The following is a 17163-nucleotide window of genomic DNA, read 5'->3' on the forward strand; positions in this document are numbered from 1 at the left end:
AGCTCATGCTGCGTATCTCTGCCTGCCGAAGTAGGCTTCATCAGGGGTAAGGTTATTGAGTCCCTGATGGTTACGCTCCTCATTATAAAACACCATGTAGTGACCGATTTCAAGCTCGGCTTCACGAGGTGTGGTATAAGCTTTTAAGTAAATCTCCTCATATTTCAGGCTTCGCCATAATCGTTCGATGAAAACATTGTCGATCCAACGACCTTTCCCATCCATGCTGATCCGTACATTATGGTCGATCAACTTCTGTGTGAACTCAGTGCTGGTAAACTGACTGCCTTGATCTGAGTTGAAGATATCGGGTGGTCCGTAGTGCTTAAGCGCTTCTTCAAGAGCTTCGATACAAAAGCTAGTATCCATGGTGTTAGATAACCGCCAAGACAGCACCTTACGGCTATACCAATCGATGATGGCAACAAGGTAGAGGAACCCTTTAGCCATCGGGACATACGTGATATCGATTGCCCACGCCTGGTTGGGGTAAGTAACTTCGATGTCACGCAATAGGTAGGGATAAACCTTGTGTGCTTTGTTCGCCAGTGTCGTTTTGGGCTTGGGATAAATCGCTCCAATGCCCATTTCACGCATGATCCGAACGATACGCTTGCGATTAACCTTATGGCCTTTTTTAGCCAGCTCAGTTCGAACACGCCTACTGCCCATGAACGGATATTGAAGGTGAATTTCGTCAATCATACGACGCAATTCAATCTCCTCAGCAGAAAGTCCGATGGGCTGGTAATAAGCCGTAGAGCGAGCAATATTGAGAAGCTCGCACTGGCGCTTTATCGGTAGTTGGGTGGATTTATCCAGCGAACTCTTTCGCTGTGCTCGATCTAACGACCGAGCACTTTCGCCAAAAAATCATTTTCCATGGTCAATTGACCGATCTTAGCGTGGAGTTTGTCCACTTCTTCAGAATTGTCTTTGCCCAACTGACTTTCAGAGGCAAAGATCATGGCTGCATTTTCAAGCAGCTCTTTCTTCCATGTTGAGATCTGGTTGGGATGCAGGTTGTACTTCTGTGCTAACTCAGCGACAGTTTTATCACCTTTAGCGGCAGCCAATGCCACCTTAGCTTTAAATTCGGGAGAGTGGTTTCTGCGTTTTCTATTCATAATCTGCTCCAGTATTTCTGGGTACTATCAAAACAGATCAATCACTTAAAGTCATGTCCGAAAATCGGGGACCACTTCTGATCTGAGCTAGCGAGGGGTCGCTAGCTCGAAGTATGGACAGAAGTGTGTCACTGGCTTCTCTAAATTAGCAATTAATTAGTGTAGGTATGACAAACTCACTTAATTAAGTGCTTAGTCTAAGTGGTGTAGTTCAGGCGTTCAAACACCTTATTTAAACAATTATGATCGATTTATTTCTGGTTTTTCATGCACTCTCCATATTAAAACCCGTTTTAGACACTAGCAGTAGTGTGGCACTCAGTTTAGCTAAAGCTATTTGTTTACTTCTTGATACATTTGCAATAACACTTGAAGTTGCCGGCTTAGTTCGAGCTTGAATGATGTCAGCTTGGCTTTCATATGCACCTTCGCAATTCTCTCGCAGCCACTTTTCTCTTCGAGCTTGCTTACCCTGGTCGTTAAATTTCACTTTTCTGAGGCGGCGACCAACTTCTTCTTTTTTATATTTGGTATGTCCATTAACGATTGAAGATAAGTTCACGTTATACAACTGCTTTTTAAATCCTTGATCAATTGGTTGCAAACCAACTGGTTCGTGTTTGAAGCCAATTGACAGTTGATATGCCGCCTTTAGAACCATATCATTATTAGAGTAACAATTTACGATTTTTAGGGAGCGGTTTCTCTCTAAGATACGATCCCACCTATCGCTGCTTGATACCGCGCCACCAAAAAGATATGCCGCATTCACTTTATTTAGTTTAGTTGTATTTTTTAGAGCGTTGAAAATCACCCTTGCACCAAGAGAGTGTCCCATCAAAACAAAATCATGCTCTAGAACATCAATACATTTTGCTAAATGTCGTCCTGCTTTCGCTGCATGTTGAATCGATCTATACCATTCTAGTTGTTGATCTCTTTCGTATGTAGTTGGCTTAAAGCGATCGAATATACTGCTATTTAAGTAATCTGTAGGGCCAACTCGCGCATACTTACCAATGATCTTAGTTAAGTTGCTGGCGGGCCAATGGAAATGGCTAACTCGTGCTCTAGGATATCGTTGATCTATCAGTTGAATCCAGTCATCTGATTCAAAGTTACCTTCAGAGAGAAACCCATTTATTGCAATGACATGGAGACCACTACCTGAGCTTTTACGAATCTCGGTTATTTGATAAGTCACGGATCACCCTATCGTTCAATTCTTGAAATCAATATACTAAAGATTGGTCTTACAATTAGTGTCCAGCACATCATTGTGGTTAGGACGACAATTTCTGCCGATATCTTATACAGTGTCACTAACGCTGCATATATAACCGGTGACACAATCAATCCTATAACATAAAGCTTGAAGCCTAATGCTAGAGCACCTAAAGCGCAAAGCGCAATCGTTAAGCGAAACATCCAACGCATAATAATATCCGTCGAGCTGTAACCGTCGTAGTAGCTAAATATACCTTTTATGTCACTGATACAGTAATCAATAATCCCTGCTATTCGCTTATCACTTAAAACGTTTTTATCACTCATTTCAGTTTCCTGTGATTGCCCTAACAATTAACTAGTAGGCGGGCTCGTTTTTCTGGAAAATCGCAACCGAGCCAAATCTCTGTAAGTACATCAATAGTAATATAAAACCTATGAATTAGGCACACAATAATGTCGGAAAAATGAGTCTGCTTGGATTTTACTCATCTTCAGCATCGTGCCCCCCCTCAACGCAATGGACTGAAAAAACTAGTACTCAAAGAGACAAGGTCATCATGGGTTTCAAAAAAATTGAGACATAAGAAAAAATATGGAAAAGCACACTATTGTGGTTGAAGTAATTGAGCATCACTGAAAAGGAATGGGGCAGAAATGTGTCAGCTCGTTTATTCAATGACATGTGCTTGCATTAGAAATGGTGCTACCAAATCATGACCAAACTAATCTAAGTCACTCTTTGGCCTTGGCACGTTCCCTTTCAAATTTGCCGTTTCAAAAAACAACTTCAAGATGGCGTACTTCTCTTTGCGAACCTGCGCACTCTCATGCTTTGTGCGCTGCCAGTAGCCAATGATTTGTCGCCGCCCTACTCTTTTTAGCTGCTCTGCCACATAGGGCTCATGCTTGAAAATGTCATCCAAAATCATCAGTAGACGCTTGATCTGCTTTCTTCGGTATGGGATACCGCGTTTATGATAAGGAGCCATGATCGTGAGGATCTGCTTTTTCGTCTGGAGATTCATGCATCACCCGATATACGCGTTGGTGATGCTCACTCGGTGATGACCAAGTAACTCGGAGAGAATGAGCCTTGCTTCTTTATCTAGAACTCTGGCCTCTTGCACACTGATTGCTAATTGCTTTGCTATATACTGATGGTGCGCTTGTCCATGCGCAATATTAGCCTGAACAGGGCACCGTACCCCCATCAATGAAAAATAGATTTCACAAGCAAAGTGTTTACGTTCACCATGGCTGCGATACTCAGGGGCAACTTTTTGTGTTTGCAGCCACGCATGGCATTGAAAGGCTTTAAAGCTAAGGCTACTGGGTATCAGCGTTATTTGACCTAGCGACTTCTGATAATTTGAGACTAACAGCAGAAGTTGGTGCTTTTGGTGTGTGTCGACAAAGAATGCTCTCGGTTGCCCTCCTTTTGTGCCTCGCGACAGAATGGGAGTATTCCCTTTGTCTAACTCTTTTAACGCCTGCGTGGCATCAAACAATGCAGCCTCTTTAAACCGAAAGCCAAAAGTGCGCTGCAATTGCATGATCAACCGAACCTCTTCAGTGACGTATTGAAGCACATACTTATGCAGAGCTTCAGGAACGGAAGCATCTTCACGAGCAATCCCAGATCTAGGGGTAAATCCAAGATCTTTTGTTGCGTTTACTACGCATTGTTCATCACCCCTTGCTTGGGCTAAGCTCCGGTTTATGTGTGATAAATAATCTCGAGCTGTTGCGGAGCTGAATACGCCGGTTTCCACATTATTTTTGAGTGCTTGACCAAAGGACATCACATGGTAACGATCAATGTCATTGAGTCGCTTAATCGCGAAATTCGTTTTAACGTATTCAACAAATAATTTGATTGCAGGCAAACGCGCTCGATGCGTATTTGACACCACCCCAGCTTGATTTTCAAAACTGGCATTAATGAGCGCTTTGCGCATGTCTTTAGAGCCCAGGTTAAAATTAGGCTTAGAAAAGTCTCGCGCACCTCTCGTTAAATGACCAATGTATTGTGTTTTTCTCATAAACATACCTCTCTACATGAGAGAGGTATGTGTAACATGACGTGATCATTAATATGTTGAGCCCATTATGTAGCCGCACATTGGAAGAATGATCACAGCATCAACTTTAACCAAGATAATAATAGGTAGACTCAATACTACGATGACCGAGCCATTTTGCAATTTCCAGACGGGCTTCAGTATCACGCACAATTGCCTCAGCAGGACTAATATTTAACTGGGTCGCTATATACTGATAATGTTGAATACCTCGTGGTATCCCGGATTGGAGCGGGCAAAGTACACCGACCAAAAGTAAATAGAGATCACACGCAAAGCTTTTGCGTTCACCACCAATGTTGTACTGAAGATCAATTGCGTTGGTTTTCTTCCAAAATGACTTACGGAAAGAATCGTAACTAAGATGGGCAGGTATTAACGTCGATTTATTGCATAACTGCTGGTACTGCGCAATATTACAAAGGCATGCTAGTTTCTCAACCGTATTGACTAATACTCGTCGAGGGTTATCATTTTTTGTATTTTCAAGCAGTAAAATAGGTTGGCCTAACAGGTGGACTTCCAATGCTTTATTGGCATCAAAATGCGCGGCTTCTTTAAGTCGAAAGCCAAACAATCGTGCTAGCTGCATGATATACATCGCTTCCAAATCCATTTCACAAAAGACTTTGATATGCAATGATTGCGAGACTGGCAAAATAGAACTGACTTGTCCCTCCTCATACATAGAATGGTCACTTTTTACTTGATCTGACGTCGATAACTCATTGCCCTTAGCCGGTGCGAATAGCATATTGTCTCGCTCGTCAAGTGCATCATGTTCAATATATAACTTCTTTTTCATACAAATATCTCTTCCTTTCATGAAGTTTAATATGACGTTCAGAGTGATAGCATTTTGAGTTGTGATTTTTTTATGTCACTACATACCATTATCGCGTTTGTGATAGCGATGAAACACGAGCATCAATAATGGTTCTCTAATCTAAATGGAAGCAATCTACATAGTGAATGCGCAGCCAATGGCCGTGGCGATAAATGATTACGTCGATTTAAGCATTTGATGCTCCCTCGTTGCGAGGTCAGTGGGTTGGTTGAATCCTCACCAAATGTTGATATGAACGCTTCCCCCCTTATGTGAGCAGAGGGCCGCTCAATCTCGGTGGCGCAGTCGACAGCTGCGTTTTGGCTTATTGCATCCTCCACCGGTTTCACTATGTATGATTACTTTTTGTTCGTTATTGTGCATATGTATTGAGATGGCAGTTGAGATAACAGCGCCAAATTTTCATTGCCTGCTACCTGCTCAATAACCCGATATGCTCGAACTTCCAAGTACTTTTCAGCCAGAATGCCCGTAGGTCTTGGTATGGCTACGTCTGGGCGGCTTGGCTGACTTCGTCTAATTTCTAAAATGAAATTAGACGAAGTGGTGAGGCACTTGAGTACATCTTTAAATCGCACTCTTTTCTCTTCTCGATTTAAAAACTTTCTTTGTCACTCTGCGGCGCTTCAAAAAAGTAGGAACTTCTAATCGTGAATCTGGCGATACTTTTTGTGTTTTCATGGCTTCTCCTTTTGCGCTGTGGAGCGCGTTTTTAAACGCTTAGGCGTTAACGCTCGAAGTAAGCCAAGGAGAGAGGAAGCTAGAATTTGTTGCCTCAATAAAAAAGTAAGCAACTTAAGTGACAAGTGAAAAATGACAAGTGGGAACCGCATTTACAGCGATGAGTCGATTATCAATGCAAACGAACGAGGGAACAGATTAGAGGGGCAAGTGTACAGTGTGGTAATAAACAACGTCAATTTCGTCAGCAAGCTTATTCATCTCGACTTCGTCGTTTTACCATGTAAAGCGTTAAGAGGCCTGATGCGACAGGTATAAGAGCAATGAAACACCACGCTAGCATCATATCCATACGATTTCTCCCACTAAAATCCAATAAATTAAATTGTAGCTAAAGTATTTCTTGATACGCAAAGCAGAAAACAACATCCTTGTTTCATGACTAAGAAAAACCCGTCTAACACTCATTAGACGGGCCATGGTAAGGCTGAGCCTGCTCTTTTTCGGATTTCGTTCCTAGAAACCAAACAAGATATATTCATTCATGGGATAAACGCTTAAATTTAGCATTGATGGCCCTGAAAAGTGACTTCCGAAAAATAGCATGGGATTGTTTGCTTATTAGAGTGTCAAATCAGCACAAATGCGCGGCTTTGTGGAGTCGAGAGAGGAGGCAGTGTCCAACGTGGCTTGTGGTAAGCCATTTACCACAAATTACCACTACTTGAGGTTTGGATTGAAAAGCAACCAAAACATACCAGTTCTATCAGTTTGTCTAGGGCTTTGATTTGATGTGTGCGGTGGTGATGCGGTGATTTTTTGCAAAGAGGATTGCTAACAGTATGAACAGTAAAAACCGTTAATACTGTTTTTAAGGTGTTGGCAATTTTGCCATGTCACTGTTGAGGCTCTACAATAGTAATGTTGTACATTACTATTGTAGAGCCTCGTTAAATGAACGCCACTGTTAGTGAAGTGGCCGGATAGCGAGGCTTTTTATATCTGCGCGCACCAGGAACGTAGCTTTCCGTGCGTTACGCTAATCTCATTCCACGGCGGTTGGCCTGCCTACCTTTACCTTATCAATAACACCTGCAGCTTCCCTTAACCCACTCGCTTTCATGGCGTTGAGGACGTGCAAGCCAGCTCGAACCACCTCTGACTTGTTGAGAACAATACCTCGCTTTGCAAACTTGGTGATCAAGTCAGCGATAATCGCATGATCATCAACAGGGAACGAAAAGGTATCACGCTTCACCAGTTTCGGTTCAGGCGCCTTAGGCTTCGTCTCGATAGGTTTATTTTTTTCCTGCGATTTGTTTACCTCGGTCTCTGACCCCGCGGCAAAGGATTCAACTTGCTCCGCGCTCAAGTCGGGAATGGTCAACTATTCTTCTTTTTTGGTTTTCTTTGATGGGAGGGACATAGGCTTCTTCATGAGAACAGCTCCTCAATTAGCGGATTCATTTTCAGCTTTTGCTTTAACGTCGTTGGCCTCATCACTGTCAGAACGATGATTCGTCACCCCAGAGGATACCCCTCCTCTCCTGCTTTTCGCTTTAGTACAAGACTTTCCATCCAATCATCTACTTCACTTTCTAACCAGGCAACCGAACGGTCACCTAGGCTGACTGACTTAGGGAAAGTGTCATCGTTCATTTTTCTGTAGATAGCCGAGCGACTTAATCCGGTTTTATCCATTACTTCTTTCAATCTTAAAAATCTCATGAGGCTGACTCGCAATCAAAAATACTGAATACCAAACGCATAAAGCTTGGCGCCCGTGGGCTTGATTTATTCAATAACGTAGCGAGCCTACTTATTTGAAAGGTAATTCACTTACTGTTTTGCGATCACGCTCGAACGAATAACGATTTTGACGTGTTTTATATGTTTACTTCCGTTACCAAATCAGGCAACCCCTACTTCTTCGGCCTTTCTGACGATCTCGTTTCTACTATTCGCATTTACTAGTCAATGTTATCATTATCACATTAATGGCTGATGCGGCTATGGGAAAGTTGAACAGTTCCTTTGGTACCCCCCAAAAAACTAATTTTGCAACTTGATACCCCACCTGATACCCCACCAGTCTAACCATAAATTAAAAGGCATATTTTTCAAATGGTTAACAACAGTATTCAATGGTTCCCTGGTCACATGCATAAGGCACAAAAGGAGATTGCCGAAGCGATCCCGCAAATTGATGTGATCATCGAGGTACTTGATGCACGTATTCCATTCAGTAGCGAAAACCCTATGATTTCGAAACTACGTGGTGATAAACCAGTCGTAAAAGTACTGAATAAACGTGATCTTGCAGATCCTGAGTTGACTCAATTGTGGATTGACCACTTAGAAAAAGAACAAAATGTGAAAGCGATGGCTATCACGACAAATGAAACGAGTGAAGTACACAAAATCATGGAGCTTTGCCGTAAGCTCGCGCCACACCGTGAAGAGGTTGGTAAGAGCATACGCACCATGATTATGGGCATTCCAAATGTGGGTAAGTCGACTATCATCAACTCGTTAGCAGGTCGTACTATTGCAATCACAGGGAACCAGCCTGCCGTCACACGTCGCCAGCAACGCATTAACCTTCAAAACGGGATTGTGCTTTCTGACACACCTGGAATTTTATGGCCTAAAGTAGAAAATCCACACAGTGGCTTCCGACTAGCTGCGACTGGGGCTGTAAAAGATACGGCAATGGAATACGATGAGGTTGCGTTCTACACGATCGAATACCTAGCAGCTCACTATCCAGAGAAACTTAAAGAACGCTATCAAATCGACGAATTACCTGAGTCTGATATTGAAATTATGGAAGAAATTGGTCGCCGCCGTGGTGCACTTCGTGCGGGTGGTCGAGTGGATCTTCATAAAGTATCTGAGATCCTGTTACATGAACTGCGTCAAGGTACTCTTGGGCAAATCACGCTAGAACGGCCTGAGATGATTACTCAAGAACTGATCGAAGTTGAAATCGAAACGGCTCGTAAAGAAGAAGAAAAAGCCAAACGCAAAGAGGAACGTCGTAAACGTTATCTACGTAACAAACGATAATTTGATTCTATCAATTGTAAAAAAGCGCGAAACTTCGCGCTTTTTTTGTTTGTCGCCACGTACAGTTTCTATGAATAGATGACATGCCTTTCGATACTACTAACTAACGATTGTGCATTCGACCAACGGAAGACTTTCTCCAACACTTCATTTCCACCTGGTGCTTTCCAACTACGTTCTTGGCCTTCTTGGCCACCGATATGCTGGTAAAATTCAACTGCTTGTTCATTTTGAGACACGACTTCAAGGTACAGTCCACTATCCTTAAAGTACTGCTGCTGCCACTCTGCTACGGCTAGTAACAATTGTGTACCAATACCTCGTCCACGATAGCTGTCATCAACATGTAATGCTTCAATAAAACTGCCGCGTTCGAAATCGTGATTCCCAAACACACAAACAAAACCTAGAAGCAGGCCTCCTTCTTCAGCTAATACAATGTGCTGATTAAAGGGTGGATTAGTCAACCGAGTTTGCCAAATCAGTAATTTATCATCGATAGCTTCGCTTTCAAGATAGCCGTCACTTAGAATCCCACGATAATGACACTTCCAACTCTGCACGTGAAGATGAGCAATGCGTTCATAATCCTTATATTCCGCTAATCGTAACTCCATTACGTATTCCTATATTCTTACTTTTCTTGCCTTTACACTCTGCTATGACATATTTAACCAGCTTATCGATTAATTATTGGTAGATATTATGTGCTCATAGCAACAACTCACCTTTTAATACTACTCATAATTCATTTAAAAGCAAAATATCCCAACCACAATGCTAGTTTGACCTCACAAGAAATGTAACCACATGTTAACTTTACTTTGACTTACAAGTGTACGCTGATATTCTGGCGAACAGTTGTTAGCTCAAAGTCGGATGCACACTGTGAAAAAAAACAAACCACCACTCATTTGGTTGAATGTATTCATCTTTTCTGCCAGTTTCTTTCTCTCCTTTACAATTCTCCCGTGGTACGCATACCATTTTGGGCTGGGTTGGACTCACCTCATTTGGGGAATTATTGCGTTTAGCTTTACCAATTTATCCATTACTGCCGGTTATCATCGCTTATGGAGCCATAAAGCATATGAAGCACATCCGATTTTACGTTTCATATTTGCCATTGGCGGCGCATTTTCACTACAAAACAGCGCAATACATTGGTCTTCTGATCACCGCGTACATCACAAGCATGTCGACAATAATGATAAAGACCCTTATTCAGCAAAACGTGGGATCTGGTTTTCTCACATCGGTTGGATGCTTCGTGACTACAACAAATCAAAAGAAAACGAATACACAAACTGCCGCGACTTAAAACGCGACAAGATCGTGACATGGCAGCACAAGTATTATGTTCCTTTGGCCATCGCGACCAATATTGGATTCCCTTTGGTGCTTGGCCTTATCTACGGTGACATTTTAGGCATGTTTTTGATCGTCGGTGCCGCTCGTCTTTTTCTGAGCCATCACACAACCTTCTTTATTAACTCGTTGGCACATGTTTGGGGCAAACAAACCTTTACCGATAAAAACACCGCTCGTGATAACGGCATTTTAGCCTTCTTCACCTTTGGTGAGGGCTACCATAATTTCCATCATATCTTCGAGAATGATTACCGTAACGGCGTGTACTGGTGGCATTACGACCCGACGAAATGGCTGATCAAATCCTGCTCGTGGTTAGGACTTACGTCAAAGCTCCGTACTACTTCGACATTCCGAATCGAAAAAGCGCGGGCTACGCAATTATTAAAGAAAGCGAATGAAAAGCTAGAAGCTAAGCCAAATAGTCAGTCGATTCGCGATCAATTACAGTGTGAATTTGATGCCCTGGTGCATCACATGCAAGAGTACTACGAAGTTCGTAAAGAAGTGTTTGGGGAGAAGGCTGCTACAGTAGTCAAGAAATACGAACATTCCGTTTCTAAGCTGAAATACGAGCAGATTAAGGAAGAGTTTGAACGCCAACAACGCAGTTGGAAGCTCTTAGTTCGTCGCTATGCATAACGTGTAACTTTTATTAATGAACCCTCGAGACTCAAATACAACTCTGCATCGTACATATGGTGCGAATCTCGGTGAAATACGTCCCTTGGAAGAACTACAAATCGGTGACAGCTGATCTAAAGAAAATCTTATCAATCTGTCACCGAAGATGAGCCGCTGTTGGCTTTAAAATTGAATTATTACAACCGGTTAACATTATCAAGTTTATAAACTCTTTAGATCCTGCATTTACAAAAAACAGTCTCTATTTTTACCACTTTTATTACACGACATTAACACTTAAATGTTTTGACACTTTTTGCTTAAACTGTGAGCCAAACATTCACAGTCAGCTACCAACCTTGTTTCACTTAGGATCTCACTACCAAACCAAAGCACCTTTACGCCGATTTAACATTTTCTTCATACATAAAACCCGCTCATAACAAACATTTTTAATGTTTCAAATTATTTTTATTTAACAGGGTAAAAAGAGATTCCAATCACACATTTATTGGTTATAATCCGCGCTCATTGCGTTATGTGTTGAAAAACGCAAACTTATTTTGATTAACCCTATCTTTAAACCAACCCCTCTTTGCTGTCTGCCAAGAGGTATTACTGAGAACAAAAATGAGCAAGATTGATAAAGCTATGCGCATCCTGTTAGCAGGATTCTGTATCAACCTTTGTCTTGGCATCCTGTATGCTTGGAGTGTATTCAACAAAGCACTAGTGACTGAGTCAGGCTGGAGCGCGGCAGAAGCATCTGCACCTTACGCAACTGCTACTATCACTTTCTCTATCTGTCTTCTTGTTGCAGGTATTCTTCAAGACCGTATGGGTCCACGCTTGATCCTTATCCTAGGTACTGTTCTAACAGGTCTAGGCATGATCGCGTCTAGTTTTGTTAACTCACCACTAATGCTGAACATCACTTTCGGTGTGATTACTGGTGCAGGTATCGGTTTTGGTTACGCGTGTCTTTCTCCTTCTGCAATGAAGTGGTTCCACGCATCTAAGAAAGGTATGGTTAACGGCATCATCGCAGCAGGTTTCGGCCTTGCAGCTATCTACCTTGCGCCTTTGACTTCTGCACTTATCGACGGTATGGGCATCCAAACAAGCTTCCTAGTTCTTGGTGTTGGTATCCTTGCTATCGCTGTTCCTCTAGCAGCAACGATCAACAACCCACCAGCAGATTACACGCCAGCTGAACCTAAAGTAAAAGAAGGCCAAGCGCCTAAGGTTGTGAAAAAGTCTGACGACCTAACTTGGAAAGCAATGCTTAAAACGCCACAGTTCTACTCTCTATGGATCATGTACGCGTTCGCAGCTTCTGTTGGTCTAATGATCATCGGTAACATCACGACTATCGCAAGTGTTCAAGCGAACCTACCAAACGCGGTTTACCTAGCGTCTATCCTTGCGGTATTTAACTCTGGCGGTCGTGTAGCAGCAGGTATGCTTGCAGACAAGATCGGTGGCGTACGTACTCTTCTTCTAGCGTTCGTTCTACAGGGCATCAACATGGTTCTGTTCGCAACGTTCCAAACTGAGTTCACGCTGATCATCGGTACAGCAATCGCAGCAGTAGGTTACGGTACGCTTCTAGCGGTATTCCCTACTCTAACAGCTGAGTTCTACGGTCTGAAGAACTACGGTACTAACTACGGCGTGCTATACACAGCATGGGGTATCGGTGGTGCAATCGGTGCTGCTGTTGTTGGTTTCTCAATGACTAACGGTGACGGCTACAGTCTTGCTTACACTATCTCAGCAGTAATGATGGCGGTGTGTATCGTGCTAGCGTTCATCACTAAGCCACTGACTGAAGCGAAAGTAGCACAGCTGAAAAACGCATAATCAGCTTAAAAGTTCTGCAGACCTTAATAGAGTTGCAGAAATTGATTCGAAAAAGGCTTAACCTAAGGGTCAAGCCTTTTTTTATGTCGGTCGGTTATGGAAAACAGTGTCGAGCTCGCTCCTGATTATTATTTAGATAACTTCTTCAAACTCATCCAACACGCAACGCAATGGTACGGTGATTTATTGACTTCAGACGAGCATCAGTGGTTGTCAGCCTTTGAGCAATTAAGCAAATCTGCTCAGTGTCTTCTGGTTCGTTTATACAGCCGTAAAGGGTGTTGGTTTCGTAGCGACAAACTAAACTATCAAGAAATCGAAAATATCCAGTCTGCTTTAGATGAATTGGCAGCTCATGATTTTGTGTCACCCTCCCCTGAGCTAACAATACAAGAATTAGCTGCAAATCTACTAACCAAGCCAGAGATCGTAATGCTCTACCCTCAGCACCCTAAATCCCTCAAGAAAGAGGCATTAGTGGCGTGCTTAAGTGAAGAGAGTTTTGATCAATTTGAGGCTCTGGATTTCACGGTGATTCAACTTAACTCGTCACACATGATTGATGTTTTGCTGACGCTGTTTTTCGCCAATACCCATCAAGACCTCAGTCAATTTGTACTAGACGATTTAGGCTTACACCAGTTCGAACAATACCAGTTAAGTAAAGCCCGTCGATTCTTTGAGAGCAGAGAGCAAATCGATCGCCTTATCGCGCTCGGCCAGCTCTCCAATCTCTATTGGCAGTGCGATAGAAAGCAAAAAGCCAACCTCGATATGCTTATCACAGAAATGCCAGAGCGCGTTGAGCATGATTACGTCGACCGTAAACGTGAGCACATGATTAACGACATTGCTCGAGATTACGAACGCTTAAACGAGCTTGAGACTGCGATTTCATTGTTTAAGACAACGACGCTCGCCCCAAGCCGAGAGCGTCGTGCTCGCATCTACGACAAGCTAGAACAAAACAATTTATTTAGTGACATTGTCACTGATATGCTAGTTTACCCTCTTGATGCCTCCGAGCTTGAAGTGGCACAAAAGCTCGAACAACGCTTAAAGCGTAAACAAGGCTTAAAAGCCCCAAGAACAACTAAACCTAAGTGCAGTGAATATCACATCGAGTTGGATCTATCCCAGCAACGTGTCGAACTAGCAACCAAAGTACATTTCGAAAGTTTAGGTTGGACCGTTTTCTACTCCGAGAATACCCTACTCAACAGCTTGTTGGGCTTAACCTTGTGGGATGCGATATTTGCACCAATAGAAGGCGCATTCATCAACGCTTATCAACATCGACCTTTGGATTTGTATCACGCAGATTTTACCGATAAGAGAAAGCAACTTATCGGTAACATTCTTGAGCAAGTTCAACAAGGCAACACGCAGGCGTTGTTTGATACCTACAGAAACAAAGTTGGGACCAGTAATCCCTTCGTCAGCTGGACGCACGTCAGTGAAGAGTTATTAACCCTAGCACTTAAACACATCCCTAATAAACTGTTAGTCGAGCTGTTTAACGTGCAGTTAAGCGACCTGAAACTCTACCGAAACGGCATGCCGGACTTAATTGCATTTAAAGATGGGAAGTTTGAATGGATAGAAGTGAAAGGTCCGGGCGATAAACTTCAAGATAACCAATGGCGTTGGATCAAGGAGTTCAATCGCCTCAATGTGCCGTTTTCAGTGTGTTATGTAACGGCACAAGATTTAGAACGAGCATCGAAATAGTCTTAGCTGCTCACTTTGGCGTTCTTCTGCCCTTTCTTCTCTTTAAGTTGATCAATCACGTAGCTTGGTGCGACTTTCTTTAACTCGTCCAAGCACTCATCCGTTTTTAGGTTATCGTAACGAACGTAGATATCACACACCGCGTAGAGCTGCTCTGGCGCGCCAGAAATCAAATACGCTTGCTCAAATGACTTCACTGATTTGCCTAAGTTGTAGTCTTCTTGCAGTACACCATTGAGATACCAGAAGTAGCTGTTGTCTTTCGCCATGTTGGCTGCTTTCTCGATTTCTGATGCAGCGTTCTCCTTGTCATCCAAACGCACAAGCGTCAGTGCTTTCGAGTAATGCAGAGAAGCGTTATCCGGATGCAGTTTTATTGCCGTATCTAACGTATTTACGGCTTCAGCGTCGCGTTGCTGCGCTCGGTAGTTGTCCGCTAAACTCAACCAAATTTGCAGGTTATCTGGTGCTTGAGTGATCAAAGCTTGGTATAGCTTATCGGCCTTTTCCCACTCATAGTGCCAACGGTATACATCCGCCAACAGCAGTTTCGAGTCATTATCTTGCTTGGCTTGTAGAAAACTGATCAGCTCAGAGATAGGCGCTGCTAATGCTTGTTGTTGCTTGCTGCTCACATTAGAAAAATCTCTCACCAAATTAGTTGCCGCGGTGATACGAACCATGGGCTCAGAATCACTTAAAAGCGGCTCAATCATGCGCCAACGGTGCTCAATGTTGTACGGTTCAGCACCCACAACAGCCGCTTTACGAATCGCAGGATCTTGATCTTGAAGACTCCGCGCTACAGCCACCAACGCATTTTGGCTTGGATAGTTAGCTAATTCATGCAGGGCTTGAATACGATTTTCTGTTGGTTGTTTGATGTCTTGGGCTTGATAAGACAGCTTTGCAACCACTTGTTGTGGCGACATCTGAGCAGAATTCACTTCCTGATCATTAGCCACACTTGCGTCAGAAACTTGGTCTTGCGCCACAACAGAATTGCTTACGGTTAATCCGAATGCGATTGCCAATAACGTTTTTGAGAATGTCATATCAATCCCCTTAAAATTTAGTGTCGAACACAGGACGCTTCGCCGCTTGCTGGCGTAACACCGCATCACTGTATTTGCCATGTGCGACGGGGTTACCCGTTACACGAAGAATGTATGCCATTGCCTTATCAGCATGAGAGAAGAACTTTTTCCAACCTGCGCACAAATAGTTCAAACCCGGCTCGCCATCTTTAGTGCGAATAAAACGGTTTTTCGGACACTCGCCGTAACAAGCGAACTGATATTCGCATTGTTGACACTGCTTGGTCAGAGTGCGCGTTTTTGCAAAACCAAACTTTTGCTGCTCTGGGCTATACGCTAAGTCATCAAGCTTTTCATGATGAATATTGCCAATCTTGTATTCAGGGTAAACGTAGTGGTCACAGGCAAATACATCGCCATTTGGCTCCATTGCCAAGCCCTTCCCGCAAATCTCGCCTAGCGTACAAAGCGGGTTCTTTCGCCCCATCCAAGTTTCTACGCTCGCTTCAAAATATTGAACAAAGACTTTGCCAATATCGTGCTGAATCCACTCATCAAAAATCGCGATAAGGAAGTTACCCCATGCCTCATCAGCCACGCACCAAGGCTCAACGACTGAATCTTTATGCCCGGGGGTCAGGCGCTTGTCCCCCTGCTTTAACTGCTCTTGTGGTTGCCATGTTTGCGGCGCAGTCGTGCGGAAAGTTTTCTGTTCCACAATGGGAATAAACTGCATTTGTGGTGATCGCACTTCATCACGCAGGAATCGGTACACCTCAAGTGGATTACGGCTGGTCAGGTTGTTTATACAGGTCAGTGTTGCGAACTTCACTTCATGCTTGTGTAGCAACTCAACAGCCTTCATCACTTGGTTAAACGTTCCACGACCTGCGCGGTTGGTTCGGTAGGCATTGTGCATCATTTCTGGCCCGTCGATACTCAGCCCGACTAAGAAATTGTTCGCTTTGAGAAATGCACACCAATCGTCATTAAGCAATGTACCATTGGTTTGTAAGTCGTTAGAAATGATCACGCCTTCAGGCTTGTACTTGGTTTGAAATTCGACAATTTTCTGAAAGTACTCCAAACCCAACATTGTTGGTTCACCTCCCTGCCATGAGAAGATGATTTCCGGTGTATTCTGCCCTTCAATGTACTGACGAATGTAGGTTTCCAGTGTTTCTTCATCCATCACTGGCGTGCAGCCTTTTTTGTACTCAAGTAAATCCTGTTTGCTGAGGTAGTAGCAGTAAGTGCAATCAATGTTACAGGCCGCCCCGATAGGCTTTGCCATGACATGTAAACGCTTAGACGCTTTACCATTGAATTGAGGACCTTGAGTAATATGCATAAGTCACCTTTTCGTGAGTAGAATTTCGCTGAATCAGACTATAGTAGTGCCATTCCCATCTTGATTACTCAATCATAAATCTCATTAATGACTGTGGCTTGTTATACCATTTATAACCTTTTTTCATAACGATCTTTGCTAATCTATTCCG

The 17163-nt window shown here is 43.1% G+C and carries 15 protein-coding genes; 4 read left to right on the top strand and 11 right to left on the bottom strand.

Annotated elements, in window-relative coordinates; genetic code table 11:
- Positions 1 to 3: 3 nt before the first annotated feature.
- The 8 genes from AK965_RS01185 to AK965_RS01220 all read right to left on the bottom strand — a co-directional run bounded on the left by AK965_RS01185 (position 4) and on the right by AK965_RS01220 (position 7694).
- A protein-coding gene (locus AK965_RS01185; protein ID WP_099077878.1) for an IS3 family transposase occupies positions 4 to 1127 on the bottom strand; the annotation gives its coding sequence in 2 pieces (ribosomal slippage) (positions 4 to 875 and positions 875 to 1127; 1125 coding nt in all).
- 265 nt (positions 1128 to 1392) lie between these two features.
- On the bottom strand, positions 1393 to 2331 hold the full coding sequence (locus AK965_RS01190; RefSeq protein ID WP_099077879.1) for a DUF726 domain-containing protein: 939 nt from the start codon (positions 2329 to 2331) through the stop codon (positions 1393 to 1395).
- An 8-nt stretch (positions 2332 to 2339) separates the two neighbouring features.
- The gene (locus AK965_RS01195) at positions 2340 to 2681 is read right to left on the bottom strand and encodes a hypothetical protein (RefSeq protein ID WP_099077880.1); all 342 of its coding nucleotides are present in this window, start codon (positions 2679 to 2681) and stop codon (positions 2340 to 2342) included.
- A gap of 398 nt (positions 2682 to 3079) precedes the next feature.
- Positions 3080 to 3382 (bottom strand): hypothetical protein, encoded by a 303-nt coding sequence (locus AK965_RS01200; RefSeq protein ID WP_099077881.1) that lies wholly within the window; start codon positions 3380 to 3382, stop codon positions 3080 to 3082.
- A 3-nt stretch (positions 3383 to 3385) separates the two neighbouring features.
- Positions 3386 to 4399 (bottom strand): integrase domain-containing protein, encoded by a 1014-nt coding sequence (locus AK965_RS01205; protein ID WP_099077882.1) that lies wholly within the window; start codon positions 4397 to 4399, stop codon positions 3386 to 3388.
- A 106-nt stretch (positions 4400 to 4505) separates the two neighbouring features.
- Positions 4506 to 5243: an integrase domain-containing protein gene (locus AK965_RS01210; protein ID WP_172438032.1), complete on the bottom strand. Its 738-nt coding sequence runs from the start codon at positions 5241 to 5243 to the stop codon at positions 4506 to 4508.
- Positions 5244 to 7011: 1768 nt separating this feature from the next.
- Complete coding sequence (locus AK965_RS01215; RefSeq protein WP_099077884.1) at positions 7012 to 7353, bottom strand: hypothetical protein; 342 nt, start codon at positions 7351 to 7353, stop codon at positions 7012 to 7014.
- Between the two features lie 134 nt (positions 7354 to 7487).
- A complete protein-coding gene (locus AK965_RS01220) occupies positions 7488 to 7694 on the bottom strand; it encodes an AlpA family transcriptional regulator (RefSeq protein WP_099077885.1) in 207 nt (68 codons plus the stop codon).
- A 396-nt stretch (positions 7695 to 8090) separates the two neighbouring features.
- On the opposite strand from AK965_RS01220, the gene ylqF reads away from it, so the two are divergent.
- Positions 8091 to 9035: a ribosome biogenesis GTPase YlqF gene (gene ylqF, locus AK965_RS01225; RefSeq protein ID WP_099077886.1), complete on the top strand. Its 945-nt coding sequence runs from the start codon at positions 8091 to 8093 to the stop codon at positions 9033 to 9035.
- A 68-nt stretch (positions 9036 to 9103) separates the two neighbouring features.
- On the opposite strand, the gene AK965_RS01230 is transcribed toward ylqF, so the two are convergent.
- Positions 9104 to 9652 (bottom strand): GNAT family N-acetyltransferase, encoded by a 549-nt coding sequence (locus AK965_RS01230; RefSeq protein ID WP_099077887.1) that lies wholly within the window; start codon positions 9650 to 9652, stop codon positions 9104 to 9106.
- 271 nt (positions 9653 to 9923) lie between these two features.
- On the opposite strand from AK965_RS01230, the gene AK965_RS01235 reads away from it, so the two are divergent.
- The 3 genes from AK965_RS01235 to AK965_RS01250 all read left to right on the top strand — a co-directional run bounded on the left by AK965_RS01235 (position 9924) and on the right by AK965_RS01250 (position 14624).
- The gene (locus tag AK965_RS01235; RefSeq protein ID WP_099077888.1) at positions 9924 to 11048 is read left to right on the top strand and encodes a fatty acid desaturase; all 1125 of its coding nucleotides are present in this window, start codon (positions 9924 to 9926) and stop codon (positions 11046 to 11048) included.
- A 612-nt stretch (positions 11049 to 11660) separates the two neighbouring features.
- Complete coding sequence (locus AK965_RS01245) at positions 11661 to 12893, top strand: OFA family MFS transporter (protein ID WP_099077889.1); 1233 nt, start codon at positions 11661 to 11663, stop codon at positions 12891 to 12893.
- Between the two features lie 96 nt (positions 12894 to 12989).
- A complete protein-coding gene (locus AK965_RS01250) occupies positions 12990 to 14624 on the top strand; it encodes a VRR-NUC domain-containing protein (RefSeq protein ID WP_099077890.1) in 1635 nt (544 codons plus the stop codon).
- A gap of 2 nt (positions 14625 to 14626) precedes the next feature.
- Here the strand turns inward: AK965_RS01250 and AK965_RS01255 are convergent, their stop codons facing one another.
- Positions 14627 to 15679 (bottom strand): tetratricopeptide repeat protein, encoded by a 1053-nt coding sequence (locus AK965_RS01255; protein WP_099077891.1) that lies wholly within the window; start codon positions 15677 to 15679, stop codon positions 14627 to 14629.
- Positions 15680 to 15689: 10 nt separating this feature from the next.
- On the bottom strand, positions 15690 to 17012 hold the full coding sequence (locus AK965_RS01260) for an anaerobic sulfatase maturase (RefSeq protein WP_099077892.1): 1323 nt from the start codon (positions 17010 to 17012) through the stop codon (positions 15690 to 15692).
- Between the last annotated feature and the right edge of the window lie 151 nt (positions 17013 to 17163).

Source organism: Vibrio sp. PID17_43, assembly GCF_002608565.1.
Classification (GTDB): Bacteria; Pseudomonadota; Gammaproteobacteria; order Enterobacterales; family Vibrionaceae; genus Vibrio.